Genomic DNA, 24397 nt, shown 5'->3' on the forward strand with positions numbered 1-24397 from the left:
GGGGCACGCCAGGCATCCTCGGCGTGGGCGGCGCTTTGCGCTGGTCTTCGCAGGGGCAGGTGAGCGCGTCGACAGAGGCGCGTTGGCTTTCAAGCAACTCAGCGCGAAGCCATTGGCAGGGGACCTGGGGGTGTGGCGATCGTTTGCCCCGCTCTTGGCGGTTGCGCTGGGGTAGTGCAGCCAAACTTCCGTGGATCGTGCGGCCTCCAGTTCCGCCAGATCCTGATCCCGAGCCCGGTTGGCCGGCCGGAAACGTGGTCGGTCTGAATCTTGGATGCCCTGTGGTTGGTGGGTTCGGGATCGTTCCACTCAATCTCGGCGTTGTCGCGTGCTACGCGGTACGCCCTCAACGAAGGACGTATGTCGTGATCAACACCGTGTCATTCGTACGGCTGCCGGACCGAATGCCGATCGAAGTAACAAGAATCACCCTGGAATCGGGCCGTAGCGCGTGGGGCTGGACGTTTGACTTTGAGCTTGCCGATCCTGCGCAGCTGGATCTCCTGAAACCCACAGCGGCGGGCCCGCGCCAGTTCGAGGTTGTGCTCAACGGCCATGCCTGGACTGGGATCGTGGAGAGCTATCAGAAGCAGCGGGAGTTCGCGGATGGGGCGGTACGCCTCAGTGGCCGGTCGTGCACTGCGCTTCTCGCTGCGCCTTACGCGCCAGCTCGGGTGAAGGTCACCGGCGATGATCGGAGCGTGTCGCAGCTGGTGGCGGAGGAGCTCGCCGATACGGGCTTCACAAGCCAGTACGGGACTGTCGACTGGATCGTTCCCGCCGGTGCTTGGTTCTACGACGCGAACACGCCTCTCGATGCCATCAGTGGCTTGGCCGGGGCAAGTGGCGCGGTGGTGCAGTCCGACCCCGCCCAGCCGATGTTGCGAGTCCGGGCCAGCTATCCGGTCAGCCCGTGGCTTTGGCGGGAATCACCTCCTGACCACGTTGTGCAGGAGGACATCGTCCTTACCGAGAGCCTCCAGATGCGCAGTGCGCCGCTGTACGATGCGGTGGTGGTCACCGGTGAGCTGCCGGGGAAGGGCATCACCTGCAAAGTGCGCAAGGACGGCGAGGCAGGTCAGCTGTTCGCGCAACAGGTCAGTAGCCCGCTGATCAATGTTGCTGCTGCCGGCGCCGAGCGCGGTCGGAACATCCTCAGTGATCGCGGTGTGCAAGCCGCTGTCGACCTCACCATGCCGCTGTTTCCCAAGCCGCTTAGACCAGGTGAGGTCGGTCCTATCATGCCGTTGGACTTGGTGGAGGTCGTTGGCGCTGCGGGGAGATGGCATGGGCAGTGCGAGTCGCTGCGCGTTGATGTTGTGATCGATCAGCAGGCAGTGGTGATCGAGCAGACCGTAACCCTTGAAAGGCACTACAGCGATGCGGACTGACCTTTGGGATCAATTCGGCGAACTGGTCAGCAGCAGCCCTCGATTGCTGGCGACCGTCACCGCACACAACAGTGATGGCACCAGCACGCTGACGACGTATGACGGTGTACAGATGCGGGCGTTCGGCCAGCTGCAGCAGGCCATCCCATACAACGTATGGGTTCGTGGTGGTCGCTTGGTCGAGGCGGCTCCCAACCTTCCGGTGATGGAAGTCACCATCTAGCAAGACAGGGCGCTGCCCAGATGCCTGCAAGCATCCAGACAGCGCCGCAACACAGGTGGTCTCAGCACCTGGCATTGGCCGTGGCCCCGTCGCCCTCGCGAGAGCGGCGGGATTGTCGGCTTCCTCTATCGCAAATACTGAGAAACCATGCCCAAGCCCATCATTTCCTGGCCGGGCGGCAAGCGCCGCCTACTGAAGCACCTGTATCCCCACTTCCCGATTCACGATTGCTACGTCGAGGCGTTTGCTGGTGGCGCCGCCTCACTGCTGATGCGGCCGTATCCAGCCCAGATGGAAGTGCTCAACGACATCAACGGCGAGCTGGTCTCCCTGTACCGCTGCGTGCGACATCACCTGGACGAGTTCGTACGCATGTTCCGTTGGTCCCTGGTATCGCGGCAGATGTTCGAGTGGGCGCAGATGGAGCGGCCGGAGACGTTGACCGACATTCAGCGTGCTGCGCGCTTCTACTACCTGCAGAAGCTCGCCTTTGGGGGGAAGGTGCAAGGCCAATCGTTCGGGGTAGTCACCGCAGGAGGTCCGCGGTTGAACCTCCTGCGCATCGAGGAGGAGCTGAGCGCGGTGCATCTCCGTTTGTCGAACACCGTGATCGAATGCCTCCCGTGGCAGGAGTGCGTGCGGCGCTACGATCGGCCGGGGACTCTGTTCTACCTCGATCCGCCGTACTGGGAGACCGAGGGTTATGGCGTCGAGTTTCCCTTCGCGGAATACGAAGCCATGGCCGAGCTGATGCGCAGCTCGGCTGGTCGGTTTGTGGTCTCCATCAATGATCACCCTCAGATCCGGGAGGTGTTCGCCGGCTTCGACCTGGTGCCGTTGCAGCTCGACTACACCATCGGCGGCGGACAAGGGAGAGGTAAGAAGTTCGGGGAGCTGATCATCAAGAGCTGGGATGACAGCCAGGCCACCCTACTGTAGACATCATGCAACCTGCTGGAGCAGGTCTTCGCGATTGTTTCGTGGTGTGTTGACCGCGCGGCTGACCCTATACGCCTCCATGGACGGAGGCGAGCTTGCCAGCAGCATCGCCATGGCATCGTCGGGGCTGGCGGCCATCCACTCATCGATCTGGCCGGCCTGCAGCCACACCGGCATGCGGTCGTGGATGTCGGCTGAGACGCCGCTGCTGTCGCCGGTGATGACGGTGAAGGTGCCCAGATTGCCTTCGGGCAGCAGCGGGCTGGTGTCCTCCCATAGGCCAGCGGCCAGCAGCGGCTCGGTGGCGTGGATGAACCAGGGGTCTTTCTTCCCGTCCTCCGGGTTCACCGACCACTCGTAGTAGCCAGCCATAGGGATCACGCAACGCCGCTTCTTGAAAGCCGACCGGAAGGCGGGCTTGGTGGCCACGGTCTCGATACGGGCGTTGATGGTCGAGCCCTGCAGGCCCTTGGCCTTGGCCCAGAACGGCAGCAGGCCCCACGCTAGGCGGGTGACCTGCCGACCTTCGCCTCGGTCCAGGATCACCGATGCGCGCTGTGTCGGCGCCAGGTTATAGCTGGGCTGGATCTCGGCTAGGCCGGGGGGCAAGGTCAGCCAGCCCCGGCTGGCCGAAGTCGATCACGGGGAGCTGGACGAATCGGCCGCACATGGCCGCAGGGTAGTCCGGCTGGCCGTGCCCGGGGCGTGTAGGGACAGCCCGACACAACAGGGCGAGGTCGCCCGATGGTGTCAGCCGGCCAAGACGGGCATCCTGACCTTGCCGGACCCGGGGCCGCAGGCTGCTCAACCCGGGGGCGCGTGAGCAGCGCTGCGCCGGCACAGCGTCGACTATGACTCGACTCTGCCCGAACGATTCAGGCAGGTCGCTGGCGCGTTCGCAGGATCTGCGACCGCCGGTCGTATCCTTCCGGCCATGCTTCCCTCGCACGGCTACCAAGGTTTCCGCACTGCCCCGATCCCCACTGGCTGGGTCCAGACTGGTGAGCGCTGGGCGCTCTGGTACAACGGCCGCGAGACGGCCAGTGTCACGCCCGATGGCGGTCATGGGGTGCGCATGTGGATGGAGGGGCAGAAGTTCTGGGAAGTGAAGCACGCTCGAGCCGCCAACATCCGACAGGCGAAGCGCTACGCCGAGCGCTGGTGCGCCGCCAGACTGTATCCCGAGCTGCCTCTGCGTGAGGCCGTTGCCCGGCTGACCGACAGCACGCCGATCCAGTTGCCCCCGCAATTGCCCGGACTGCCGCCGACCCGCGAGCAGCAGCAACAGGCTCGACGCCTGGCCGAGGCCGGAGCGAAGGAGGTCGAGCGGATCAAGGCAGCACTCGAACCGCGCAAGCCGCCGGCAGAGACGAAGCCCCGAGCGAGGGACATCCGTAGCAAGGCATGGGTGAGGGCAGGGCTTCGCGATCTACGCGGTTGGTGACGGGGGAGGTTCCCGAATACACCATGCCTACCCCTTGCAGGACTAGGCGCTTTCCCGATGGCCTCCTGAATTGAACTCACTCTAAGTTGTTGACTACAATGCACAGTCCGCCAGCCTTCTAAGCCGGCGGTTACAGGTTCGATTCCTGTCGGGCGCGCCATTTCACCCATCTCCTGCAGGTCCTGTTGTTACCGGCCTCTGCCTGGTCCTGCGCTGTGTTGGCGCGCATTCAATCTGGTCCGTCGTGGCCGAGGCATAGTCGGCCTGCCCCATGCCGGGGTGACTGCGCTGAGCCATCCCTTGATGAACACCGTTGCGCGATCGCGCTGTCTGCTGCTGGCGATGGGCCTGGGGCTTGCCGTGCAGGCGTCCGCCAACGCCCCCGTGATTGCGGTCTACCGCGGCGAGGCCGGTTGCCCAGGGTGTTCGGAGGCCGTCGAACAGGCCATCCATCGTTCGCGTCCGGACTATCACGTGGTATTCGTCGGCCCGGGCGAGGCCGTCGATGTCGATTCGCTGGCCACGTCGCGCTACCGGGCCTATGTGCAGCCGGGGGGCGGGCAGGACATCGACGCCGCGATGGCGGCGGTGGGCGAAGAGGGGGGGGCAGTCATCCGTCGTTTCGTCGATGCAGGCGGAACCTACATCGGCCTATGCATGGGGGCCTACCTGGCCGGTGCATCGCATCTGGGCCTGCTGGCGCAGGACCTGGACGCCGAGGCCGGCAGGCCGGGATTCCCGGTACAGGATGAAGACGATGCCGTGATTCCCGTCGTCTGGGACGGGCGTCGCCAGACGGTGTACTTCCAGGACGGTCCCTACCTGCCCAAGGCGCCACGCGACCAAGGGTTCAAGGTGATTTCCCGCTACACCAATGGCGACATTGCGGCTGCGTCGTATCGCCACGGGAAGGGCAGGGTGGTGCTGTCGGGACCCCATCCGGAAGCGCCGACGCAGTGGTTCAAGATGGCGGAAATCCCGCTTTCGCAGATGCCGTCGGCCGATCTGTTCAAGTCACTGCTGGATGAGGATCGGCGCTGAGGCGGGCGCGTGCGCAGCGCGACGCGGGCCGGAATGGCGACCGGCACATCAATGTTAAGAAATGCTTGCAATTCCTTCGCGACTCCCGGAAAATGCCGGACTCGCTTCAGGGGACGGCCTTCTGGTCCCACCCGGTCGCAACGCATCAGGTTCCACTGCTGGCAGCATCGGCAGGGGAGCAGAAGTTTCAGTGGTGGCTGTAGCTCAGTTGGTTAGAGTACCGGATTGTGATTCCGGTGGTCGGGGGTTCGAATCCCCTCAGCCACCCCACTGTTTCAACCGTATCGGCGCGCCGGAGCGGTATTGCAATAAACAGAATGCACGCTACAATGTGCGTCTGAGTTTCACGGGCCGTTAGCTCAGTTGGTAGAGCAGTTGACTCTTAATCAATAGGTCCAAGGTTCGAATCCTTGACGGCCCACCAAGACAGAAGCCACCTGGTACGCCAGGTGGCTTTTTTCTTATAAGTGTGAGCCCGTCATTTCGATGGATCACGCGCTGAAGCGCTCCGCCTGGCGGGGCTCTGCAGCGGCAACGGGACTGCAGCGCTGGTTTCAACGATGTTGAAAAAAGTGCTTGCACCCACCGAGCGGATCGGGTCATAATTCGCGCCCCGATTTCGGGCTGTTAGCTCAGTTGGTAGAGCAGTTGACTCTTAATCAATAGGTCCAAGGTTCGAATCCTTGACAGCCCACCAGACGAAAGCCACTTGGTTCGCCAAGTGGCTTTTTTCTTGCCTGTTTGCCGGGTTGCGCTTCATCCACGCATGGCGTGGATCTACTGAAGCGGCGCATGGCGCGGATCTACTGAAGCGGTGCTGAAACCAGGGGCATGTGCGCCATCAGTGTTCTCAATGCTGTGCGCTGCTTCTCACCGCATTGCCTCTTTCATCGCACCCAATGGATCTTCCGCGCCGAGGGCGCATGTAAGAAGGAAGAAGCTGATGACCGATATCAACCGACTGTGCCGGATGGCGTGGGTTCCTTTCGCGTTGCTGGCGCTGATGGCCTGCGCACCTGGCAGTGACCCGGCGAAGACGGTCGAGCGCGATGCGGGCACCGGGGCCGTTCCGGCGCGCCCGATCGCCGGAGTCGCGCAGCCGGCATCGCTGGCGGAGGGTGGGGCCGCCAGCGAGGCTGTGGACCTGCGTCGCACCGATGATGGTGGCGTGGACATCCGCAAGGTGGATGCGGCTGGGCAGGGCGCTGACGCATCTGCGCCCCCTGCCGCGGCGAAACGCTGAGTGGCTGCCGTCCCAAACGGTCGCCTGACTTTCGGGACGGCCTTTGGCGCGGACGATGTGCCCGCCTGTCATGTTCAGTTTTGTGCAGGCCTTCCGATTCCAGCCGGCGCCTGCGACAATGAACGCCTGTGCCGGCCACGCGAAAGTGGCGGAATTGGTAGACGCCCTGGATTTAGGTTCCAGTGAGGGTGACCTCGTGCGGGTTCGAGTCCCGCCTTTCGCACCATCTGGCCGAGCACAGATTGCCTAAGTGATTGAAAAATAAGCTGGCGACGGTCAGTTGTCCTATTGGATTCCCGCTTTGGCAATTGATCCCTGTCTCGGAACGTCACCTGTTCCGTTCGAGGCGGCTGGGAGGCGGAACTGCTCCAGTGCAGACATGCCTTGGAGCGATTGCTCGGCCAGTACCTTCGCGTAGACCGCTGAGGTGGTCTGGATGTCGCGGTGTCCGAGCCACTCCTGCACGAGCTTGATGTTGCCGGTCGCCAGCAGCAGCCGAGTGGCGCACGTATGGCGGAGCGCATGCGGTACGCACTCCTTCTCGGAAGCGAGATGTGTCCCCTTGATGGCCCATTGCCACAGCCGGTCGGCGCGCGTGCGATTGAGCATCGTGAAGGGGCCGTCCGATGTGGCCGCCAGGGCGTCCTTGCGCCGCTGTAGAACCTCGGCGACACGGGCGGTGCAGGGTAGGGTGCGGGGACGCCCCTTCTTGAGCGTAGCGTGCCGCCAGAAGCGGACGTGGAGCCTTCCGCCCTGATCGACTACTTCGGACCACCGGATGCCGATGGCCTGGCTCATGCGGCAGCCCAGGTCGGCGAGGCACACGAACAGGTCGCGGTAGTCCGCCCCGTCGCGCACCCGTGGGTGCCCTCCGGCAGGGCCGTTCGGGAGCGTGTCCCACTCCAGCAGCCGCGCCAGGATCAATTCCTCGTCCTCAACGTTCAGGACGAACGTGCGTGCGTTGTCCCTCTCGTCGGCCAAGCTGTACTCGGGCAGCTCTCCCAAGAACCGGCCGGCCTTCCTCTCGCGTTTCAGTAGGGCAAGGAGGCACTGCATCTTGCGGTTCACGGTGGCGGGAGCCGCCTTGTCGGCGAGCATGCGCTGCGCCATGTCGTTGACCGCGGCCTGCGTGATGTCGTTGATGGGCGTTTCCTCGCCCAGGTAGCTCTGGACCACCTTGCAGTTGGTACGCACGGTGTCGATGGACCGGAGCTTGCCCCAAAAGTTGCGGTCGTCCAGCGCGTCGTCCATCGCGTCCTTGAGGGTGCGCTGGCGGACCTTGGCCTTCGCCACGGCCATCTGCACCGACCGGGACTTGCCCCGAATCAGCTCCCGCAGCGCGTCCTCTGCAATCTCGGGGTCGTCGCGCAGGGCGTCGAGGACCGCCTGCTCCTTGCGCTCGGCTGCCACGCGGTCGCGGGTGCCGGTGGACAAGCGCACGCGCCGGTATCCCTCCTGCACGTCGAGCATGTAGTAGCGCTTATCGGGCGCACCCGGCTTGGGCGCGGTCCCTTTGAGGCGAAGGGCCATGTGTATCTCCAGAAATGAAAAAGGCCCGCACTAGGCGGGCCTCGGGGCACAACGGGGTGTTGGGGGTTAGGCGGCTGCGACGCGCGCCGTCACCTTGCGGTTGACACGTTCTGCGAGCGAAGCCAGCCAGTGCAGCGCCTTGGTCGTCGGGAAGATCAGGTTGCGCTTGCGGTAGGCGGGATCAGGGCGCTGCTCTAGGAAGTCAGGCCCCGGCTCGCGGTTACGCTTGATAGACGACAGGTCGAGCACATTGCGGCTCACTGCGGAGGGAGAGAGTCCGCCGAGGACGCGCTCAAGGTCCACCTGCTGAATGCCCGGCTCGTCCACAACGGCGAGTAGGGTGAGGATGCGGGTGGCGGTGATGTCCTCGTCGATCTCTTCCCGGAAGGCTGACAGTGCGGTTGTGAGAATGGCCGTCAGTTCTTTCTGCGAGAGATTCATGGTGCGCTCATTTTCCGTAAGGGGATGGTTCCCCCTTGGGAAACCATCAGGGTCTATCTTGGAGCCGCAATGTAAGGATTACAAGGCCCAAGCCAATGTTGATGGCATTCTTGCCAATTTTGTCCATCCAGAAACCACGCTGCCAAGGCGTGGGGGAGGGGTCGATTCCGATCTCATATCCAAAGGCTTTCACGAACAGGTCCAGGTACTTCTGCCCTGCGAAGGGGCCGTCCTGTCCCCTGCTCACGGCGTTGTAATGCGCCGCCACCCCCGGCTGCGCTCCACAAAAAGGTCTTACGTTTCAGTGTTTTAAGAACGGTAGTGCCAGCATCGCCGCCAGGGTCACAATGGCCCCGACCACGGATGCAAAAAACAGTCCTTGCCCTACGCGGACTACCGCGCTGGCTATTGTCCGTCTCACCGTACTCATAGACTGAGAACGCCCCCCTGGTCGTCTGCGGATGCGCAGCCCGACAGCATGACGCTGCCGTCGGGCAGACTACAGGCCACAATGATGGCGCGTCCGTAGGAATCAAGTACCACGGGAGAGATTGATCCCGACTGGTGCAGTGAAGTCATGGCCGCGGGGTCTCCGTTGGGGCCGCGGGTGGGACCGGATACGACACCCGCCAGCCACAGTCCTCGGGGACGACCGAGAACTGGACGCGCTCGTTGAGTAGGCCGAGCATCGCGCGGAGAGCGCCGCGCTTCTCGTTATGGTCGAAATTGATGGTCCGAATCATTCGGGCACCTCGTAGGTCCGTTCATGCAGGACCAAAACCTCCCGCTCGAATACCAAGAACGGGCCGAACTGGTGGACGCGGAGGGCCACGTTGACGATCACCAGGGTCGAGTTTGCGGTGAAATCTGCGTTACGCATATGTAAGTCTCCTGTTATGCAAGTGCTACAAATGGAACAATGAGTGCCAAATATCGAGATTGGCCTTATGATTAGGGCTGAAGGGCGTGATCGCCACTCCCGACCCCAAGGACCGTTCGATGATTGACCCCCGCGTAGAAGTCGCCATTACGGCCCTTCACCTAGTCGTATGGGTGTGGACTAGCTCGGTGCCGGCGCATCGCACATACCTGTATTGGCGCAGGGTCTTGCGGAAGCGGCGTTAGCGGCTCCAGAAGTAGAAGCCGCTCACCTCAAACGCGTCACCGTTGAGCCGAATGTCGCGGCCATAGCTCTCGTAGTCGAAGTAGCGGGAGAGGGCGTCGGGCACGCCGTGGAGAAGCCCCGATTCGTCCACATAGTTCTCGGCAAAGTCGGCCCAGCTATCGAACTGGCCCACGTAGGCTTCGTGGAACTGCTCCACGGTCACATCGTCGAGGCCCTCGTGGTCGCAGAAGGCCGTGTAGGCAGCGCGTTCGGTGTCGTTGTGCAACTCGTCCAGCCGCTCTTGCAATGCGCACAGCTTGTCCAGGTCGGGGTGCTCGCCCCAGGTATCCCCGAACACGTCGTCGTAGTCGTGGACGGCCCACTCCTCGGCGCTGGCGACCTTGCCGCTTCCGCCACACGCCGTGCATTCCGCCCCGCCGAATACTCGGGGGACGTATGTGGTTCCAGTACCGCCGCAATCCGGGCAATCAACGGTCACGTTCGGGTGCGGCGACTCGCGCAGGATGCGGGCAATCTCATCGCGCACGTCGTCGGCGTCGCGTCCCTCCAAGTCGATCCACTCGCCGTGCAGGACGCCAGCGTTATATGAGGCAAGGCAGGCAACGTAGATTTGCATGGTGTGCTCCAGAAATGCGAAGGCCCGCACTAGGCGGGCCTCGGGATCAGGGGTGGTTATCGGTCAGTGCGCCCAATCGGGCTTGACGTTCAGCAGGTAGGCGGCGGCCACTGCGCGGGCGGTGTCCTCGTCGGCCACGTCGGCAATCCACCACCAGCGGTCCTTACCGGCCCAGCGGTAGACGCCCCAAAACTGCGCGGCCATCGGTGCGCAAGGCTCGACGCTCCCGTCGAACTCTTGGCGGGGACCGTAGGAGACCGATCGGTCGCCCAGGGTGACCAGCTTGTCACCGGCAGGTACAGCCAGCTCGTTGTCATTGCTCATTGCGACAGGCCCTTTGCGTGTTCGATGGCGCGATCCAGTGCGCCGGGGATGTTGTGAAAAATGCCGTGGCGTGTCGAGTGGGTGAGGCCGATTTTGTAGACCTCAAAATGGTTCGGCCCCTTGCGCAGCACCCATGCCTTTTCGGTCTCGAACAAGATGTCCTCCTCGCGGTAGCTCATCGCGCGGCTCCCATGCCCTCGGCGATCCATGCGCGGGCCTGCTGCTCGGCGCGGGCCACGCCATCGGCGGTCTCGTGGTTGATGCCGTTCCTCGACAGCCACCCGCCCAGCGGGTCGGCGATGTCGTAGGCCCAAACGCCGCTCCACTGCTCGCCGACCTCCTGCCAGAGGCGGTGCAGCATGCGCGCCACCTCGACAAGAAATTCGGAGTCCTCAATGCCCAGCGGCGCGGTGCTCATCGGCTCGGGCCACGTCCACCCGCTCGCCAGCTGCGCGAGGTCGATGGGGTCGAAGTCGGTATCCCTGATTGCGCGGTTGACCACGGTGGCGAACTCCTCGGCTTGCTGCGGCGTCATCGCGGTCGCCGCCAGTTGTTCGTGATAGCGCCCCGGCTGTGCCAGGAACACGTTGCGGGTTCCGTAGGTGCGCAGTTCCATCACAGCACCCCCAGCCCGCGCAGCACCGGCATCACCAGCGCGTTGGTCTCGTCGTTGTCGCTCCAGTCGCTCGCGGCGTCGTCCCCGTTCTCCCAAATCAGGAGCACAAACCCCGCCTTTGTTGCGTCCGGGCGGTAGAACCGCAGGTGATCGTGGTCGGTAGAGGCGAGGGCCTCCAACACTTCTTGCCGGTCGCGGCTGTGCCGCACCGTGGTTTCTTCGCCGTCGTAGACGCCGAGCGAGTAACCAGCGGCGAGGGCGGCATCCACCAGCGCCACGGCTATGCGCTTCGCGCTCTCGGGGGCGTAGTTGTCGAGGTTCATGGCTTTCTCCGGGCAACAAAAAAGCCGCCTTGCGGCGGCTGATGGGTTCGGGTTAAGCGCGGAGCGCGTCGCTGCACAGGGCTTCCGGGTATGACGAGTCGCGCATTGGCATGACGATCAAAGACGCGCACCTGATGCTCGGATCGGTGATGCCGCCAATACCGAACATGGCCGCCACGTCGCCGCCAGTCACCGGAATCAGTGAAGTGGCCTTGCCGCCGAATGCCTTGCAAATTACACCGGCCGCCTTCACTACGCCTTCGAGGACGGCAGGCGCGAATCCGGACAGCTTGAGTTCGTTCGGCTTGGACACCGCAGCACGCCAGTCCGGGTAGGTTCCATCAACGGCAGCAAACTCAATGGCCTGGCCTCCGCGCTCCGCCTTGAACCGGCTGGCATCGTCCACGGCGCTGAAATAGACATCGCCCTTCATCTTGGCGACCAGCTCGCACGCATTGCGCGGCACGATGATCTTGCCAATGTCCCACGGCAGGCTGGTACGCACCACAAGCATGCGGTGGCCGTCTGTAGCAACGATGATCGCACCATCGGCGTGCGACTCAATCAGCACGCCATTCAAGTAGAAGCGAACGTCATTCTTGGGGGCCACATGCAGAGCGGCGGCGATCAGGGCGGAAGGAATTTTGTTCATAGCTTTCTCCGGGCAACAAAAAAGCCGCCTTGCGGCGGCTTCGGGGGATTGGGGTAGGGCGCTGTTAGAGGAACAGCTTGGTCAGCGTGACGATGCCAGCCACAAAGGCCGTGGCGACCACCAGCGGATACCACCGGGTCTCCATCATCAGCTTGTCGCTCTCGCGGTTGATCTTGCGAATCTCAGCGGTGAGCTTGCGCACTTGCAAGTCCTCCAGTGGTCCATTGGTGCTCATGGTAGCTCCAAAAAAGACCCGCCGTCACACGTCGGCGGGGTGTGGAAAACCGGGTTGACGAAAGGGGATCAGATGACAACGGGGGATGGACAAGGCGCAACTTGGGTGCGGTTCTTGTGTGCCTGGCGCTCCCGCTCGTTGAGTCGGGCGCGGTGCTCGCGGATGCCGCGGCGGATGCAACCGGCCACGTAGTAGTCGCGGGCGGTCATATCAAACGGGATCATCGTCATGGGTTGCTCTCCAGTGAATCGGACCACCAAAACGCCCCATCACAACGGTAGGGGCGCTTTGGCGGTCAGACTCATGCTCGTAAGGCATGGAATCTGACCGTCGCCAGCTTCCGGGAGCGCCTCCAGCTCGCCTAGGAATCCCGTACAGATGGCCCCGCTCTTTCTGGCGGTGACCCGGTATCCGTGGCGGCCTTCATCGGCCCTTACACTTCCCGGCGCGGCTAGTGTTCCCAGCTCCCCGCGTTCTGCCGTGGGCGGCGCTCCTGCCTGCCCCTTTCCTACTGTCCCGACCGCACCCTGCGGCCGTTGTTCGATGGTGGGCATTATGCCCTTTTGCTCCCGGTTTGTCAATCACTCCCGGTAGGGGGATGGTTGAGCCGGACGTTACCTGCGGTGCGCTTAGGGGCCTTTGGGGCTAGTCCTCAGTGCTGGCGGGATAAGCTCTAGGTGCTGTCGATCCATCGGTCGCACGTCTGTCGCCGCCTTTTCCGCTGCCGCCGTGTTGCTGGCGACGGGTATAGATTAGATCAATCCCCGCATGGCTGTCAATACCCCGATGGCAACGATTTTGGATGGTCGCAGGGAGCGCCTAGCGCGCGCGTGGGGAGCTTCTATAGGCGGGGCGGTAGGGGTGCCCGTGGCGGGCCTTGCGTGGGCCGTGGTGGCGCATTGGCTGGCCGTGGTGGGCGGCAGGTGGGCATAGGCCGGGCAGGGTGTGCCGAGGTGGTCGGCAGGTGTGCCGAGGTGGTGCCGAGGTGGGCGCGTGGCGGTCAGGGCAAAAAGACAGATAGGGACAGACAGGGGCGCGAACGTTTGAGCGCGGATGTCCGCAGGTTGCCCAGGTATCGCATGGGATTGCCTAGGCACTGGATACCTAATCCGGTGGTTCACCTTTGGAATCAGTAGGTTAGCCGAGGTGGTGACGCCGCAGGTGACGCGAAGGGGGCGCATCGTGCCTTACGCTACAGGGGGCGACCCCCTACGGGGGGTGATCGCGCCGTTCCAAGTAGTTGGATACTCCTTCGGAAATTTGCCGCAAACCTTTCGACCACCTCTGTCACTTCGAGGAGACGTTATGTACGCCCGCCGATACACGATAAGAACCGCTACCGCGATCACCGTCCTGGCCTTAGTGCTCGCAGGACTCCCTGCCGCGTACTTTCAGACCGGCGTAAGGAGCGCTGAGGAGTTGCGTTCCTGGAACGAGCAGATCATCGAGAACGACGCCTCGCCGCAGGTGTTGGTTGATGAGGCGGTGCGGACGTTTGACGCCGCGACGAATGACCTCATCAGCAACCGCAATTCCCGCAACCTGTTTCTCCAGCTCGCTTTGGGCATCCCGGCGCTCGCTTGGATTGGTGCGGGCGTGGTGCTATGGGTCATCAAGGATGGGACGGAGGTCTAGTCCGCCGCAGTGGCACCCAAGGAGGACAGAGGAACACCCCAGGAGTGCATAGGAGAACTGTAGCTCTACTTGATGGTGAATACCAATGAATAGAACTCTATAGTCCTGCTAGAGTAATACTTAGGTCTTACTATGATAGCACCCTTGTCAAGCCCTCCCAGTGCTCCGTGGTCGAATAAACTTAGCGGTTGGCATAGACATTACAACGAGCATCTATGGCATCGCTCAATACCCTCCTCATTCGCTTGGCGGCGCTGGTCACTGTCCTCTCGCTGGTCTGTGCTGGAGTGCCCGCCGCATATCAGCACGCGAAGCTTCGAGCAGCACGGGAGCTGGTCGAACGTACCCGCGAGGTCATAAACGATGACACGACCGCGTACAGCGTGGTGGCCGATGCGGTGCCAATTCTGGATTCTGCACTGACTGAGGCCGCGCAGCACGAGCACATGAGAGGCCTACTCGTGGAATTCACGATTGGCGTCCCGCTGATCGTTTGGTTTGTCGTCTTGGCTGTAATGTGGTGGTTCAAGGATGAAGAATTGGCGTGATAGCTGAACTGTTCACTTTCAGGTAGAGTCGTTTCCTGTCTTTTAACTGGCCGTCGTGTACGGTACGAACCGTTTGGGGAACGTAGGCGTGGGAGAACGCGCGATGGCTACGGATGCATACAGCCAGGGTCGGCTCGGCTCGTTGTTGGTCATGGAAGATGATCCTGACCTCTCAGGGATGTTGAAGGAAATCCTGGCGATGCAGGGTTACGAGGTCGATGTGGTCGCCTCCGCTGCCGATGCATTCGACCGCATAGAGGCGAAAGCATTTCACGCGGCGATCTTAGACATCCAGACGCAGGACGGAGCATCAATGTCCGTCGCCGATTACCTGCTGTCGCACCGAATTCCCTACATGTTCGCGTCCGGGGTGCCGAACCCGCAGCTCCCTGACGCTCACCAGTGGGCGACCTTTCTCCCGAAGCCGTACCGCATCAAAGAACTCATGAGCGCCCTTGATAGGACTCGCCAAATCGGCATTCCTGTTTAGGCGCGTCCATGCGCCAGTAGTTCAGGTCCGGCGTTTTAGGAAACGCTTTGTAACCGTGTCGTAGGTCTGCACCGGAGGACCGCTGTAGAGGTCCGTCGAGCAGGCCATGAGGACTGCTTCGGTCGCGTTGTGGCCTGCCTTCATGGCGGCCAGGGCAATCGCACCACCACTACCGGCGACGAGGAAGTCGCGCCGGAGGTCGAGAGGGAGACCGTCGTGGTAGAAGGCCACCGGGTTGTCCCGCAGGCCGACCACGAGGATCGTGTACTCGCCCTTGGTCAGTTCGTCGAATCCCTCCGACAGCTCGCGCACGGCTCGCTGGATGTGGGAAGTGGTGCCCGCGCCGAACACCACCAGGTCGCGCCCGGTGGTGTCGGTGGTGCGGTAGAACTTCTCCTCCTCGTACCGCAGATCACCAGCGGTGACCTGCGAGTCGATAGCAACGAGCCGGCCGTCAAAGGCCAGCGTGGTCACTGCTTGATGTGCTCCCGCCAGTAGCTCGGGGTGAACGCAGCCCACTCGATGTCGTTCACGTCATCCCACAGGCGCTCCGCGGCATTCCGCAGGTGCTCCCACAGGCCGCCGAGGACGACGTAGGGCAGCGCCAGGAACACGACGACGAACAGCCAGCCGGTGTAGGTGCGACGGGAGGTCTCGCGCAGGCGCTCCAGGAGCCACTGCGAGGCGAGGGCAATGCGTAGCGCTACGTACCCCTTAGCGCGCTCGTAGGCGCGCACCAGGCGCTCGCTGGCGCGGTTGTAGATGGTCTTGAAGTTCATGGGTTCCGGTTAGGTGTTGCGGATGGTTGCCAGGGCCTTCGCGTAGAGCGCGTCCCAGGTGTCACGGTGCGGCTTGCCCGGCCGCCAGTTGCGGACGTAGTAGTCCCATGCGGCCTGGGGGTTACCCAGGGCGGGCAGCGGACGCGGATCGGTGAACAGCAGCAGGCGAGCGAACGCACAGGCGAGCACGTCGTCGGAGGCGAGCGCCTCGTTGACCGCAGCGGTCGAGGGACGCTCCAGACGCGCGGAGACGAGCTGTGAGGCGCGTGCGGAGGTCGCCGGGTGACGGAGTACACCTGCGGTGCCGCCGCCCGCCTCGAACTGCCAGAAGCCGCGTGCGGGGCCTTTGATCTGCCTGCGGTGCTCGAAGCGAGATTCCTGGAGACCAATGGCGAGCAGCATGACCTTCGCTTCGGGAGTGAAGGCCACGCCGGGGAGCAGCCGGGCCGCCGCGGGGATCAGGTTGTCCCTGACCTCCACGAGGCTCGGCAGCTTTGCGTCGGTCATACCGGCGCGTAGGGGTTCGACTGGCCGCCCTGGGTGTGGCAGCAGGGAGCGTGGTTGCAGTCGCACGGCGTTACCGGCGCGGGTGCGCTCGGGCCGTCGTTGTCGTCGTCGTTCTTGCGGCGCAGGAACAGGTACAGCAGGCCAGCGGCGGCGAGCGCCATCAGCCACGCAGCGAGCGTGTTGGACATTGGGTCTCCTACAGGATGTCGAGGTAGTTGTCGGGTGACGGCATGCGGCCGGTCACGGACTGGATGAAGGAGGCGTACTCGCGGTCGAGCAGCTCCTCCAGGTAGCGCTGCTCCTCCTTGGACACGTCTCGGGAGAGCTGGTCGGCCCAATACTTCACGGCCATCGCCAGCGCTTCGAGGCGGTCGTCGTGGCGCAGTGCGCCGCGGTCGCGCGTGATGCGCGTCAGCTGGTAGCACAGCTGGTACTTCTGTTCGGACTTCTGATCGGCGCGGATGATCGAGGCATCGACCACCAGGCGGTGCTGGTTCAGCACCGGCTCCAGCACGTCGATGATTCGGTTCTCCTTCGAGGTGCCGTAGTGCTTCACCTCCTCGATGGAGCACGGGTACACGCGCGCCAGGACGCCGGAGAGCATCTTGGCGAACATGCCGTCACCGAAGTTCGCCTCAATGAGGACTGCGGAGACCTTCTCGGCGCGCGCGATGTGCGCCAGGGTCTCCAGCGTGTCGTCGTCGTAGCCGCCCTTGGTCGCACCAGCGCGGCGCGCGTAGAGCATGCCGCGAAGCATGCCGACGACCGCGTAGCCGGTTTCGTCGCCACCTCGGCCCGAGGGGTCGATGGCGAGTACCTTGCCGGTGAACTCCTCCATTTCCGAGGCGAGGTACATGGGCCGGTACAGGCGGTCGCCAGTGAAGCCCACGGACGGGATGTCGCTGACGATGTACTCCGGGCCGCTGCTGTAGACCACGCGGATCGGAGCGACCTCGCGGTCCACGTCCATCACGATCAGGTCGGACAGCTTGAGCGGGTACTTCTCGGCGTCGGACAGCGACGCATCGAGCATGAACTGGAGCATGAAGCCGGAGCGTCCGTAGGACGCCTCGCGCTCCATCAAGTCCTCATCGGAGAAGCGGACGCTCTCGCAGTTCTTCCAGGCGAGCTTGGGGTTCGCGTCGAACGCATCGGCGATCATCGGCGCGAGGCGGTCGCCGTACACCTGACGGTGCTTGGTGTCCTTCGGGTAGCGCGCAGGCCAGATGCGGATGACGTAGCCGCGCTCGGGCAGCTTGTTGTAGAGCGACTCCTCGGTCTGCGGAGTGCCGAGGTAGATGATCTCGCCGCCAGGCTTGAGCACCGCGTCGAACTCCTTGACCAGCTCGGCGAGCTTCTCGCGCTGCACGACGGTCATGGAGTTCTTTGGGACTTCGATGTCGTCCGCGATGATGGTGTCGGCGCGGGAGCCGGTGAGCTGGCCGTTGATGCCGACCGACTTCACCGAGGGCGACTGATCGGGCTGCGCGGGACCGACATCGAACGCCAGGTTCGAGTTGCGCTGGTCGGGACGCGGGCGCAGGTGTTGCAGCTCAGGCAGGGTTTCGATCAGGCGCTTGACGAACACCGAGAACGCATCGGCGCGTTCCTTCGATGCCGAGACCACCATGATCTTGTGCTGGGGGTCTTTCCAGAGGAGCCAGCAGACGTAGGCGGCCGTCACCCAGGACTTGCCGACGCCGCGGTACGCCATGATGACGCGACGGCGCGGGCCGGTTTTCAGGAACTCGCAGATGTCGTACTGGATCGGAGTGGGGCTTGGTAGCCCCAGCTCCTTCCAGACGTACCAGGCGAAGTTGCGGAAGTCCTCGAAAGGGTGACGAACGTGGAGGCTCGTCATGCCCTCCATCAGTTCAGCCGCCCATCCTCAGCGGGATCGAACGGGAACTCGGACACCTTGTCGGCCAGCTTGCCCAGCGGTGAGCCGGGCGGCGTGGCCGCAACGTCGATGCCGTTGTCCTTGAGAAACTGCCGGGCCACGTTGAGGATCGAGGCCAGGCCCTTCGCGTCCGACTCCATCGAGTCGATGGTGTCGGCGAGCTTGTCAGCGACTGCGGCGTGCAGTCGCTCCAAGGCATCCTTGGGGGCGGTCACTTGTTGACGACGCGGTTCAGTACGGTCTCCAGCGCGGACGTGCCGAGCGACGCCAGGATGCACGCGAGCGCGACCTGGGCGACGAAGGAGACGCCGGGGATGAAAATGACGATGGCACCAGCGGCAAGGCCGGTAGCGCCAGAGAGGATTGCGCGGCCGAGCGCCTGCTTCCAGGTGATCGGATCGTTCGACGTGAGCATCTTTGCGATGCCCACGATGAGGCCGACGCCCGCGAGAGCGCCGACCAGCTTCACTTCATCGTGCATTAGGTCTCTTGTAGGTGGTGGATGCGTTAGAGCGGACGACCGAAGCTGTACTCGTAGTTGCCGGTCAGGGTGATCTGCGTGACGCCATCGGTGACGACGACTGTGAACTGCCCCATGCGGGAGGTGTTCCGCCCAGAGGCGGTCACAGTGCCACCGAGGCCGCTGCCGGAGATCGACGCGCCGCCTGTGACGGAGCGGGAGACCACGGAGTAGTTGCCGGTGCCGCCCGAGCAATAAACGCTGAACGACTCGCTGACCGTGCCGTTGGTGGACTGAGGCCAGTTACCCATCAGGTAGCTCGGCGACAGCGATGCTTGGAACGGCGTCGCCTTGACCGCGTTGTAGAACTGCGAGGCGTAGATCGGGCCGCTCGTGGGGACGCCGTAGTTGGCCGGAACGTCGGGCACCAATCCACGTCCTCGGTAATACTGGTCCGCGTAGATCGGGTAGCCGCCGCCAAACTCGGCGCGGATCATTTCCCAGGAGATAGGGCCGGAGCCGGGGAGGGCCATCAGGCACCTCCCCCAAGGTCCGCGACGCGCTTACGCAGCGCCTGCACCTCAGCGATAAGGAAGGGAATAGCCTTCTCCCACTGGATCGTCTTGATGCCGTTTGCGTGCGTGGCGACCATCAACGAGTAGACCTCCTCGGCCTCCTGCGCGATGCCGCCGACCTCGTGATCCGCGCTCGGGTGGAACGTGGGATTCAGCTCGGCGATTGCCTTGGCATCCCAATCGAACTCGCGTACACGGAAGCGGTCGAAGAAGTCGGCCACCTTGGAGGCCGAGGCGTCCACGATGTTCTTCTTTAGACGCGCATCGGACGCATAGGCGACGATGTTGCCCGTGGCGACCCAATTGTTGCTGCCGTCGCGGTAGGCGCACCACGAGAAGGCGTTGCTGGCGAGGAAGCCGTGGTTGTTGTCGTTGCAATGGAGCCAGTGCGTGGTCCCGTTGTCGGAGTCGTAACAGGTGATGGTTGGCGAGTAGCTCTCCAAACGGAGGTCGCCACCGCTACCGCCTGGGCCAGCGATAAGGAATCCCTTGCCGCCGTAGGTGCGAACCCAGGTGCTGTCCTGCATCCAGATGCCGCCGCCGTGCGCTTCCGAGTACCAGCCGGTGCCGGACTGCTGGGAGCGGAACCAGCCAGCGTTGAGGTAAATCTGATCGCCGACCGTCAGGCGGCCCGCAATGTTCGCAGCACCGTTCCAGTACAGGTTGTACCAGCTGTTCGTGTTCACGCGGGTGATCGAGCAAACGTCATCGCCAGCGCCGTTCGTTCCGTGGATGTACGCGGTTCCCGCTGCACCCATGCCGGTCAACCGCAGCGGCGCGCCATAGGCCAGAGTGACCTGCCCGGTGAAGGTTGCGCCACCCAGGCTCGCCTTGCCGTCCAGTGCGGACTGGAGGCCGCTGACGTTTGCGATGGTGTGCGTGTGACCGGCGTCGGCCTTTCCTGCCGGGTTGAAGTTCGCCGAGGTCCAGACGGTGCCGCCAGCGTTGAGGGACGCGACGCCACCCGTGCCATCGCCGAATCGGAACTCCAGCGAGTTCGCAGCTGGCGGCACGTACACATAGCGATCCAGCGACCCCAGGTACATGACGCCGGACGTGGCCTCGCCGCCAAATCCCTGCACACGAATCTGCCCGGAGGCGAACGTCTTGACGCCACCGATGGACTGATCGTCGGTCACGTTGACGACGTTGGCGATCTCGGCGGCGGTATGCGTGTGGCCGATTGCCGACTTCCCGTCGAGCGCCGCTTGCAGCCCGGTTACGTTTGCGATGGTGTGCGAGTGGGACGCCGCCGCTTTGCCGTCGAGCGCGGACTGGAGGCCGGTCACGTTGGCGATGGTGTGCGTGTGCGTCGCCGCCGCCTTGCCGTCGAGCGCCGTCTGCGTCGCGGTGCTGATCGGCTTGTCGAGGTCGGCGGTATTGTCCACCTTGTCGAGGCCGACCTGCGCCTTGGTGTGCGTGTGGGTGCTCGGCGGGTAGGTCGTCGGCTTCCCGGTGACGTGGGTGTTGAAGTCCACGTCGTCGCGGGTCGCCAGCGCGCCCAGGCCGCCGATGTCGCCAGCCACGAGGGTCACGTCGCCCTGCTTACCGGCGACGCTGGTGACCTGATCGGTGTTGTCGATCTTCTCCCAGGTAGCGCCGTAGAGCGCCTGGTCGCCGACTCGCCAGTGGATGTCGCCCACAGTGCCTTCGCCGACCACCTTGTAGAAGTGACCCTTCACCGGGTTGGCCGGGAACGCACCAGTGCCGGCATCCCACGATCCCATGTAGACCAGCGAGCCAGTGACGGCAGCCTGCGCCTGGGCGGCCCAATGCTTCGCCGAGAACTCGCCCGGCGAGACCTCGGTGCCCTGCGGCGCGTTCGCGTACAGGCCAGCCTTGTCGCGGGCAGCCTCGGCAGCGGCCTTGGCCGACGATGCGGTCTGCGCCGAGATCGAGGCGGCAGACGCCGAGCCGGACGCAGCGGAGGCATGACCGGCTGCGGTGGTCGCCGAGCCAGCAGCCTCGCCAGCCTTGGTCGCCGCGGCGGACGCCTGGGCTTCCGCCCGGTTGGCCTGGGTGGTCGCCTGAGTGACCGAGGTCGCTGCGGCGGTCGCGCTGTCGGCGGCTGCGGCAGCCGATGCTGCGGCAGCGGTGGCGTCAGCTTCCGCGCGGTCGGCCGCGTCGGTCGCATAGCCCAGGATGGTCTGCGCCTGATCCCGTGACGTGGCGGCAGCAGTCGCCGCTGCTTGCGCGTCGGAACGCGCCTGACCCGCTGCGGTGGCCGACGTGCCCGCCTGGCTTGCGGAGCCAGCCGAAGCCAGCGCCGAGGTGGCCGAGGCCGTCGCCGAAGCGGCGGCGTCCACTGCGGAGCTTGCCGCCTCGGTCGCGCTGTCGGAAGCCTCGGCCGCCTTGGCAGCAGCGAAGGTCGCCGCGTCGGCGGTGGCCTGCACGTCGTCGTCGATGCTCGCGGCGGATTCCGCAGCGCGCACGGCGGATGCTTCGGCAGCGTCGGCGAAGCCAGAGGCGTCATCTGCGGACGCCTGCGCGGCGTTCGCCATGCCGGTTGCCACGGACACCAGGTCGCGCACCTGCACGACCGAGCCGGTCAGCTCGTCGGTCAGCCCGGCCACGTCCTTCTGGAGCTGCGGGAACGAGGGGAGGGTGTGGTTGTTGCCCAGGCCGTCCGTCACGACGACGGTGCCTTCCTCCTGAGTCAGCAGCGCGATCATCTGATTCTCGCGCCGGTTCCAGCGGTCTACCAGCGTCGAGAGGCGCGAGGCCAGCTCGGCGTTGGAGACGTAGCCGGGGGTAGTGCTCATGCGGTGCTTGGGTTCTCTCTGAGGGTTATCGGATGCCGAAGGCGAAGCCGCCAATCGACGTGATGAGGTAGTTCGGGTAGGCCGGGGCGTCGTAGCCGTGGACCTGCGGAGGCGGGCTGGATGCGCGGCACCGCACGCGGAATGCGCGGGCACCGCCTGTCCATGCGCCGGACGCCGAGAGCGTCACCGACTGCTCGTAGGTGTAGAAGTTGGACGCAGTGAAGGTGTTGCCGTCGCCGCCCATCTGCTGAATCAACGCGCGGTACATCGGCGGCTCGTGCGAGGCGATGACGACCCACACAGAGTCGCGCAGCTCCTCCAAGATGACGTGCAGCCCGTAGACGCGCGTGTTCGCGGTGACGGTCACCGACACGGAGGGCGTATGACCCTCGCCAGCCAGCACCGGAGCGCCGAGCCAGAACTCGTGGATCGCCACCCAATCGCCGAGCGGGATGAAGTTGTTGCCCGCCTGGTAGCAGAGGCTCGTTGCCCCGGTCCACCACACGCCGGTCGCCGACTGGAACTGCCCAACGATGTTGGGAGCATTGACGCGGCCTCGGAAGAACGCGCCGCCGTTGCGGTCCACGTAGAACACCGCGTTGTTGGCGTTCTTCGCGCCGGAGCCGACCCACAGGGGCCAGTCGCCGAGGTTGGAGATTTCCACGCGGAACTCGGCAGCGTTGACGATGTTGCCGTTGCCGTCGAGGGTGTGGGTCTTGAACGTGCCGCCGTTGATCGTGCCTGCGTTTGCCGTGAGCGCGGCCAGGGAGTTCACCCTGATCTTGTCCGCAGTGATCGTCCCGTCCACCACCAGCGCACCCTGGATGCCCACGGTGGACTGGCCGCCGACAGTGCCGATCACGAACGGATACTTGATGCTCGCCAAGGTGCCGCCCGAGGTGTACTGCGGGTGGACGAAGGCGAAGCGATCCGCGGTGACGATGAAGTCGCTGCCGGTCTGCGGGTTGGCGGAGAGGGCGATACCGGCGACCACGGGGACGCCGTTGATGGTGCCCGCGTTGATCTTGACCGAGTAGTTGGCCTGCCACTGACCGTACATGCCGGAGTGCTGCCCGGCGACCACGTTGAACTCCTGCCGGATGGTGGCGAAGTCGCCGTCCTTGAACGCCTGGACCTGCGTGGCCGCGATGGCCTGTGCCTGCTCGGCGGTGATCTTGGTGGTGTTGAGCTGCTGCACCAGCGCGCCGGTCGGAGAGGTGACATCCAGGTCGGCCTTGCGCCAGCCGGTGCCATCCCAAATCTGCGTCAGGTACGCGCCGGTCTGCACGGTCTTGACCCAAAAGGTCGGAACCTTGAAGCCGCCAGCGGGCGGGGAGGGCTGCGCGTCCGAGAAGATCGTCGGCGCGGTGCTGGTCTCCAGCGTGGATACCTGGGAAGCCAGGGCTTCGCGCGCGGACGCTTCGGTGTCGATGCGCTGCTCGAAGGCGGCCGAAACCGCCGACACCTGGCCGTCGATCTCATTGGCAATCCCCTGCGGCACGTTCGCGCCGTAGCTGGCCGCCATCTGCTGTCGGAATGCCGTGTTGGCACCCTCGGCGTCCGTCAGGGCTTCGGTGGTCTCGGCCAGGCCAGCGATGTTCTCGCCGTGGCGGACTACTGCCGTCTCAACGTCGGACACGCGGGCCTTGGTTGCGTCAACCTCGGCCATGACCGCGGTGCGGACCTGCGCCGCGCTGTCCTCGATCTCTGCGCCGAGGCGCTGCTCGGTGGCCGCACGCGCCGCTTCGGTGGTGCTCTCCACCTCGTCGATGCGCTGGTTGAGCGCTGCGGAGATCGTCTTGCCGTTCTCGACCACCTGGCCTTGCAGCTCGGTGATCGCCTCGACGCGCGCGGAGCGCTCGTCAGCGATGGCGCGATTGACCTCCAGGAATCGTGCCTGGCTACTTTGCTCGCCGTAGTCCACCCGCGCGAACAGGTCGATGATCTGCTGCGCGATGACCTTGTTGCCTTCGGTCAGCAGTCCGATCTCGTGGGTGGCCGTGCTGATCTTGTCGCCATAGTCGCGCTGCACGTCGAAGAACTCGTGCGAGCGCATGATTTCCTCCAGGATCGCCTCGGCGTTCACGTCGATAAGGTCGATGCGGGTCAGCAGGTCTTGCAGTGCTGGCGAGCGGAGGAGCTGCTCGATGATTGCGTTGAGGTCCGGGTCGCCACCGGGGTTACCGGGGCCGCCACCGGGGAGGCCGCTGCCACCACCGAACTCGGCGAGTTCCTGGTGTGCGTACAGCAGTTGGCGGAACGACTTGGACAAGTCGCGCGCCGGGAGGTTTGCGCCTTCCTTGTAGTTGACCAGGAGGGCGTCAATCGGCGTGAATCGCCGGATGGTCACAGTGTAGGGTGCGTCGAGCACGCCATCCTGCGACGGAATCTCGATGGTGCTGGCGTCCACCCACGACACGGAGACAGCGCGGGCCGCGTCCGGTTCACCGACGAACGCCCGGATGTGTTCGCGGGCGATGTACGGGAACGGCACGGTGAACCGCGTAGGGCCTCCCTCGTAGGTGTAGAGCACGAAGGAAAGGCCGCGCGATAGTTCGATCATGCGTCCTCAAAAAGGTGGAGGCCCCGAAGGGCCT

General features: G+C 64.2%; 31 protein-coding genes and 4 tRNA genes. 13 read left to right on the top strand and 22 right to left on the bottom strand.

What is annotated here, in order from left to right; translation table 11 throughout:
- The first annotated feature begins 365 nt into the window (after positions 1-365).
- The 3 genes from AC5P6X_RS06060 to AC5P6X_RS06070 all read left to right on the top strand — a co-directional run bounded on the left by AC5P6X_RS06060 (position 366) and on the right by AC5P6X_RS06070 (position 2553).
- A complete protein-coding gene (locus AC5P6X_RS06060; protein WP_495215365.1) occupies positions 366-1391 on the top strand; it encodes a hypothetical protein in 1026 nt (341 codons plus the stop codon).
- Positions 1381-1614, top strand: a complete 234-nt coding sequence (locus AC5P6X_RS06065; protein WP_262242831.1) for a hypothetical protein — start codon at positions 1381-1383, stop codon at positions 1612-1614. The genes AC5P6X_RS06060 and AC5P6X_RS06065 overlap by 11 nt, the downstream gene beginning before the upstream one ends.
- A 147-nt stretch (positions 1615-1761) precedes the next feature.
- Positions 1762-2553: a DNA adenine methylase gene (locus AC5P6X_RS06070; protein ID WP_169448241.1), complete on the top strand. Its 792-nt coding sequence runs from the start codon at positions 1762-1764 to the stop codon at positions 2551-2553.
- Between the two features lie 3 nt (positions 2554-2556).
- Here the strand turns inward: AC5P6X_RS06070 and AC5P6X_RS06075 are convergent, their stop codons facing one another.
- The gene (locus AC5P6X_RS06075) at positions 2557-3099 is read right to left on the bottom strand and encodes an SOS response-associated peptidase (RefSeq protein ID WP_495215366.1); all 543 of its coding nucleotides are present in this window, start codon (positions 3097-3099) and stop codon (positions 2557-2559) included.
- Between the two features lie 388 nt (positions 3100-3487).
- On the opposite strand from AC5P6X_RS06075, the gene AC5P6X_RS06080 reads away from it, so the two are divergent.
- From AC5P6X_RS06080 to AC5P6X_RS06110, 7 genes are all read left to right on the top strand, one after another.
- Positions 3488-3997 carry a hypothetical protein gene (locus AC5P6X_RS06080; protein WP_242912764.1) on the top strand — a complete coding sequence of 170 codons (510 nt, stop codon included), beginning with the start codon at positions 3488-3490 and terminating at the stop codon, positions 3995-3997.
- 303 nt (positions 3998-4300) lie between these two features.
- The gene (locus AC5P6X_RS06085) at positions 4301-5038 is read left to right on the top strand and encodes a BPL-N domain-containing protein (RefSeq protein ID WP_108270721.1); all 738 of its coding nucleotides are present in this window, start codon (positions 4301-4303) and stop codon (positions 5036-5038) included.
- A gap of 193 nt (positions 5039-5231) precedes the next feature.
- Positions 5232-5308: transfer RNA gene (locus AC5P6X_RS06090), tRNA-His, on the top strand.
- A gap of 78 nt (positions 5309-5386) precedes the next feature.
- Positions 5387-5462: transfer RNA gene (locus tag AC5P6X_RS06095), tRNA-Lys, on the top strand.
- Between the two features lie 197 nt (positions 5463-5659).
- Positions 5660-5735: transfer RNA gene (locus AC5P6X_RS06100), tRNA-Lys, on the top strand.
- Between the two features lie 246 nt (positions 5736-5981).
- Positions 5982-6281: a hypothetical protein gene (locus AC5P6X_RS06105; RefSeq protein ID WP_108270722.1), complete on the top strand. Its 300-nt coding sequence runs from the start codon at positions 5982-5984 to the stop codon at positions 6279-6281.
- 139 nt (positions 6282-6420) lie between these two features.
- Positions 6421-6507, top strand: a tRNA-Leu gene (locus tag AC5P6X_RS06110).
- Positions 6508-6566: 59 nt separating this feature from the next.
- Here the strand turns inward: AC5P6X_RS06110 and AC5P6X_RS06115 are convergent.
- The 11 genes from AC5P6X_RS06115 to AC5P6X_RS06165 all read right to left on the bottom strand — a co-directional run bounded on the left by AC5P6X_RS06115 (position 6567) and on the right by AC5P6X_RS06165 (position 12374).
- Positions 6567-7811 (bottom strand): tyrosine-type recombinase/integrase, encoded by a 1245-nt coding sequence (locus AC5P6X_RS06115; RefSeq protein ID WP_049417433.1) that lies wholly within the window; start codon positions 7809-7811, stop codon positions 6567-6569.
- Positions 7812-7877: 66 nt separating this feature from the next.
- Positions 7878-8252 (bottom strand): winged helix DNA-binding protein, encoded by a 375-nt coding sequence (locus AC5P6X_RS06120; RefSeq protein WP_005412378.1) that lies wholly within the window; start codon positions 8250-8252, stop codon positions 7878-7880.
- Between the two features lie 739 nt (positions 8253-8991).
- On the bottom strand, positions 8992-9132 hold the full coding sequence (locus tag AC5P6X_RS06125) for a hypothetical protein (RefSeq protein ID WP_005412379.1): 141 nt from the start codon (positions 9130-9132) through the stop codon (positions 8992-8994).
- A 241-nt stretch (positions 9133-9373) separates the two neighbouring features.
- Positions 9374-9994: an antirestriction protein ArdA gene (locus AC5P6X_RS06130; RefSeq protein ID WP_032961789.1), complete on the bottom strand. Its 621-nt coding sequence runs from the start codon at positions 9992-9994 to the stop codon at positions 9374-9376.
- A 63-nt stretch (positions 9995-10057) separates the two neighbouring features.
- Positions 10058-10318 (bottom strand): hypothetical protein, encoded by a 261-nt coding sequence (locus AC5P6X_RS06135; protein WP_032961791.1) that lies wholly within the window; start codon positions 10316-10318, stop codon positions 10058-10060.
- Positions 10315-10497, bottom strand: coding sequence for a hypothetical protein (locus AC5P6X_RS06140; protein WP_032961794.1), 183 nt, complete (start codon positions 10495-10497; stop codon positions 10315-10317). Before AC5P6X_RS06140 ends, AC5P6X_RS06135 begins: the two co-directional genes overlap by 4 nt.
- Complete coding sequence (locus tag AC5P6X_RS06145) at positions 10494-10934, bottom strand: hypothetical protein (protein ID WP_005412383.1); 441 nt, start codon at positions 10932-10934, stop codon at positions 10494-10496. Before AC5P6X_RS06145 ends, AC5P6X_RS06140 begins: the two co-directional genes overlap by 4 nt.
- Positions 10934-11257 (bottom strand): hypothetical protein, encoded by a 324-nt coding sequence (locus AC5P6X_RS06150; RefSeq protein ID WP_005412384.1) that lies wholly within the window; start codon positions 11255-11257, stop codon positions 10934-10936. Before AC5P6X_RS06150 ends, AC5P6X_RS06145 begins: the two co-directional genes overlap by 1 nt.
- Positions 11258-11309: 52 nt before the next feature.
- Positions 11310-11909: a DNA polymerase III subunit beta family protein gene (locus AC5P6X_RS06155; protein WP_076739530.1), complete on the bottom strand. Its 600-nt coding sequence runs from the start codon at positions 11907-11909 to the stop codon at positions 11310-11312.
- 64 nt (positions 11910-11973) lie between these two features.
- Positions 11974-12144 carry a hypothetical protein gene (locus AC5P6X_RS06160; protein ID WP_004154558.1) on the bottom strand — a complete coding sequence of 57 codons (171 nt, stop codon included), beginning with the start codon at positions 12142-12144 and terminating at the stop codon, positions 11974-11976.
- A gap of 68 nt (positions 12145-12212) precedes the next feature.
- Complete coding sequence (locus AC5P6X_RS06165) at positions 12213-12374, bottom strand: hypothetical protein (RefSeq protein WP_154267699.1); 162 nt, start codon at positions 12372-12374, stop codon at positions 12213-12215.
- Positions 12375-13449: 1075 nt separating this feature from the next.
- On the opposite strand from AC5P6X_RS06165, the gene AC5P6X_RS06170 reads away from it, so the two are divergent.
- From AC5P6X_RS06170 to AC5P6X_RS06180, 3 genes are all read left to right on the top strand, one after another.
- On the top strand, positions 13450-13779 hold the full coding sequence (locus AC5P6X_RS06170; RefSeq protein WP_032961796.1) for a hypothetical protein: 330 nt from the start codon (positions 13450-13452) through the stop codon (positions 13777-13779).
- A gap of 215 nt (positions 13780-13994) precedes the next feature.
- Positions 13995-14327 (top strand): hypothetical protein, encoded by a 333-nt coding sequence (locus tag AC5P6X_RS06175; RefSeq protein WP_032961798.1) that lies wholly within the window; start codon positions 13995-13997, stop codon positions 14325-14327.
- 88 nt (positions 14328-14415) lie between these two features.
- On the top strand, positions 14416-14817 hold the full coding sequence (locus AC5P6X_RS06180; RefSeq protein ID WP_125899042.1) for a response regulator: 402 nt from the start codon (positions 14416-14418) through the stop codon (positions 14815-14817).
- Between the two features lie 21 nt (positions 14818-14838).
- On the opposite strand, the gene AC5P6X_RS06185 is transcribed toward AC5P6X_RS06180, so the two are convergent.
- Genes AC5P6X_RS06185 through AC5P6X_RS06230 form a run of 10 tightly spaced genes read right to left on the bottom strand, consistent with a single transcriptional unit; the run spans position 14839 to position 24363 of the window.
- Entirely contained in the window at positions 14839-15291 is a 453-nt protein-coding gene (locus AC5P6X_RS06185; protein ID WP_005412387.1) for a hypothetical protein, read from the bottom strand.
- The gene (locus tag AC5P6X_RS06190; RefSeq protein WP_005412388.1) at positions 15288-15596 is read right to left on the bottom strand and encodes a hypothetical protein; all 309 of its coding nucleotides are present in this window, start codon (positions 15594-15596) and stop codon (positions 15288-15290) included. The genes AC5P6X_RS06185 and AC5P6X_RS06190 overlap by 4 nt, the downstream gene beginning before the upstream one ends.
- A gap of 9 nt (positions 15597-15605) precedes the next feature.
- Complete coding sequence (locus AC5P6X_RS06195) at positions 15606-16103, bottom strand: hypothetical protein (protein ID WP_065426719.1); 498 nt, start codon at positions 16101-16103, stop codon at positions 15606-15608.
- Positions 16100-16291 carry an LPXTG cell wall anchor domain-containing protein gene (locus AC5P6X_RS06200; RefSeq protein ID WP_005412390.1) on the bottom strand — a complete coding sequence of 64 codons (192 nt, stop codon included), beginning with the start codon at positions 16289-16291 and terminating at the stop codon, positions 16100-16102. Before AC5P6X_RS06200 ends, AC5P6X_RS06195 begins: the two co-directional genes overlap by 4 nt.
- An 8-nt stretch (positions 16292-16299) precedes the next feature.
- Positions 16300-17964: a phage terminase large subunit gene (terL, locus tag AC5P6X_RS06205; RefSeq protein ID WP_032961836.1), complete on the bottom strand. Its 1665-nt coding sequence runs from the start codon at positions 17962-17964 to the stop codon at positions 16300-16302.
- 8 nt (positions 17965-17972) lie between these two features.
- Entirely contained in the window at positions 17973-18218 is a 246-nt protein-coding gene (locus AC5P6X_RS06210) for a DNA packaging protein (RefSeq protein ID WP_032961803.1), read from the bottom strand.
- Positions 18215-18484, bottom strand: coding sequence for a phage holin family protein (locus AC5P6X_RS06215; protein ID WP_005412393.1), 270 nt, complete (start codon positions 18482-18484; stop codon positions 18215-18217). The genes AC5P6X_RS06210 and AC5P6X_RS06215 overlap by 4 nt, the downstream gene beginning before the upstream one ends.
- A 26-nt stretch (positions 18485-18510) precedes the next feature.
- Complete coding sequence (locus AC5P6X_RS06220) at positions 18511-18996, bottom strand: hypothetical protein (RefSeq protein ID WP_126411773.1); 486 nt, start codon at positions 18994-18996, stop codon at positions 18511-18513.
- The gene (locus AC5P6X_RS06225) at positions 18996-21800 is read right to left on the bottom strand and encodes a tail fiber domain-containing protein (protein WP_005412395.1); all 2805 of its coding nucleotides are present in this window, start codon (positions 21798-21800) and stop codon (positions 18996-18998) included. Before AC5P6X_RS06225 ends, AC5P6X_RS06220 begins: the two co-directional genes overlap by 1 nt.
- 25 nt (positions 21801-21825) lie before the next feature.
- Positions 21826-24363: a phage tail fiber domain-containing protein gene (locus tag AC5P6X_RS06230; RefSeq protein WP_005412396.1), complete on the bottom strand. Its 2538-nt coding sequence runs from the start codon at positions 24361-24363 to the stop codon at positions 21826-21828.
- Positions 24364-24397 lie beyond the last annotated feature (34 nt).

The sequence above is a fragment of the Stenotrophomonas sp. YJH_SMC_40 genome, assembly GCF_059368615.1.

Bases quoted from the DNA above. Each gene is read 5' to 3' on its own strand.
- AC5P6X_RS06065 (WP_262242831.1), top strand. From the start codon at position 1,381: ATGCGGACTGACCTTTGGGATCAATTCGGCGAACTGGTCAGCAGCAGC.
- AC5P6X_RS06070 (WP_169448241.1), top strand. From the start codon at position 1,762: ATGCCCAAGCCCATCATTTCCTGGCCGGGCGGCAAGCGCCGCCTACTG.
- AC5P6X_RS06080 (WP_242912764.1), top strand. From the start codon at position 3,488: ATGCTTCCCTCGCACGGCTACCAAGGTTTCCGCACTGCCCCGATCCCC.
- AC5P6X_RS06085 (WP_108270721.1), top strand. From the start codon at position 4,301: ATGAACACCGTTGCGCGATCGCGCTGTCTGCTGCTGGCGATGGGCCTG.
- AC5P6X_RS06105 (WP_108270722.1), top strand. From the start codon at position 5,982: ATGACCGATATCAACCGACTGTGCCGGATGGCGTGGGTTCCTTTCGCG.
- AC5P6X_RS06115 (WP_049417433.1), bottom strand. From the start codon at position 7,811: ATGGCCCTTCGCCTCAAAGGGACCGCGCCCAAGCCGGGTGCGCCCGAT.
- AC5P6X_RS06120 (WP_005412378.1), bottom strand. From the start codon at position 8,252: ATGAATCTCTCGCAGAAAGAACTGACGGCCATTCTCACAACCGCACTG.
- AC5P6X_RS06125 (WP_005412379.1), bottom strand. From the start codon at position 9,132: ATGCGTAACGCAGATTTCACCGCAAACTCGACCCTGGTGATCGTCAAC.
- AC5P6X_RS06130 (WP_032961789.1), bottom strand. From the start codon at position 9,994: ATGCAAATCTACGTTGCCTGCCTTGCCTCATATAACGCTGGCGTCCTG.
- AC5P6X_RS06135 (WP_032961791.1), bottom strand. From the start codon at position 10,318: ATGAGCAATGACAACGAGCTGGCTGTACCTGCCGGTGACAAGCTGGTC.
- AC5P6X_RS06140 (WP_032961794.1), bottom strand. From the start codon at position 10,497: ATGAGCTACCGCGAGGAGGACATCTTGTTCGAGACCGAAAAGGCATGG.
- AC5P6X_RS06145 (WP_005412383.1), bottom strand. From the start codon at position 10,934: ATGGAACTGCGCACCTACGGAACCCGCAACGTGTTCCTGGCACAGCCG.
- AC5P6X_RS06150 (WP_005412384.1), bottom strand. From the start codon at position 11,257: ATGAACCTCGACAACTACGCCCCCGAGAGCGCGAAGCGCATAGCCGTG.
- AC5P6X_RS06155 (WP_076739530.1), bottom strand. From the start codon at position 11,909: ATGAACAAAATTCCTTCCGCCCTGATCGCCGCCGCTCTGCATGTGGCC.
- AC5P6X_RS06160 (WP_004154558.1), bottom strand. From the start codon at position 12,144: ATGAGCACCAATGGACCACTGGAGGACTTGCAAGTGCGCAAGCTCACC.
- AC5P6X_RS06165 (WP_154267699.1), bottom strand. From the start codon at position 12,374: ATGACGATGATCCCGTTTGATATGACCGCCCGCGACTACTACGTGGCC.
- AC5P6X_RS06170 (WP_032961796.1), top strand. From the start codon at position 13,450: ATGTACGCCCGCCGATACACGATAAGAACCGCTACCGCGATCACCGTC.
- AC5P6X_RS06175 (WP_032961798.1), top strand. From the start codon at position 13,995: ATGGCATCGCTCAATACCCTCCTCATTCGCTTGGCGGCGCTGGTCACT.
- AC5P6X_RS06190 (WP_005412388.1), bottom strand. From the start codon at position 15,596: ATGAACTTCAAGACCATCTACAACCGCGCCAGCGAGCGCCTGGTGCGC.
- AC5P6X_RS06195 (WP_065426719.1), bottom strand. From the start codon at position 16,103: ATGACCGACGCAAAGCTGCCGAGCCTCGTGGAGGTCAGGGACAACCTG.
- AC5P6X_RS06200 (WP_005412390.1), bottom strand. From the start codon at position 16,291: ATGTCCAACACGCTCGCTGCGTGGCTGATGGCGCTCGCCGCCGCTGGC.
- terL (WP_032961836.1), bottom strand. From the start codon at position 17,964: ATGACGAGCCTCCACGTTCGTCACCCTTTCGAGGACTTCCGCAACTTC.
- AC5P6X_RS06215 (WP_005412393.1), bottom strand. From the start codon at position 18,484: ATGCACGATGAAGTGAAGCTGGTCGGCGCTCTCGCGGGCGTCGGCCTC.
- AC5P6X_RS06220 (WP_126411773.1), bottom strand. From the start codon at position 18,996: ATGGCCCTCCCCGGCTCCGGCCCTATCTCCTGGGAAATGATCCGCGCC.
- AC5P6X_RS06225 (WP_005412395.1), bottom strand. From the start codon at position 21,800: ATGAGCACTACCCCCGGCTACGTCTCCAACGCCGAGCTGGCCTCGCGC.
- AC5P6X_RS06230 (WP_005412396.1), bottom strand. From the start codon at position 24,363: ATGATCGAACTATCGCGCGGCCTTTCCTTCGTGCTCTACACCTACGAG.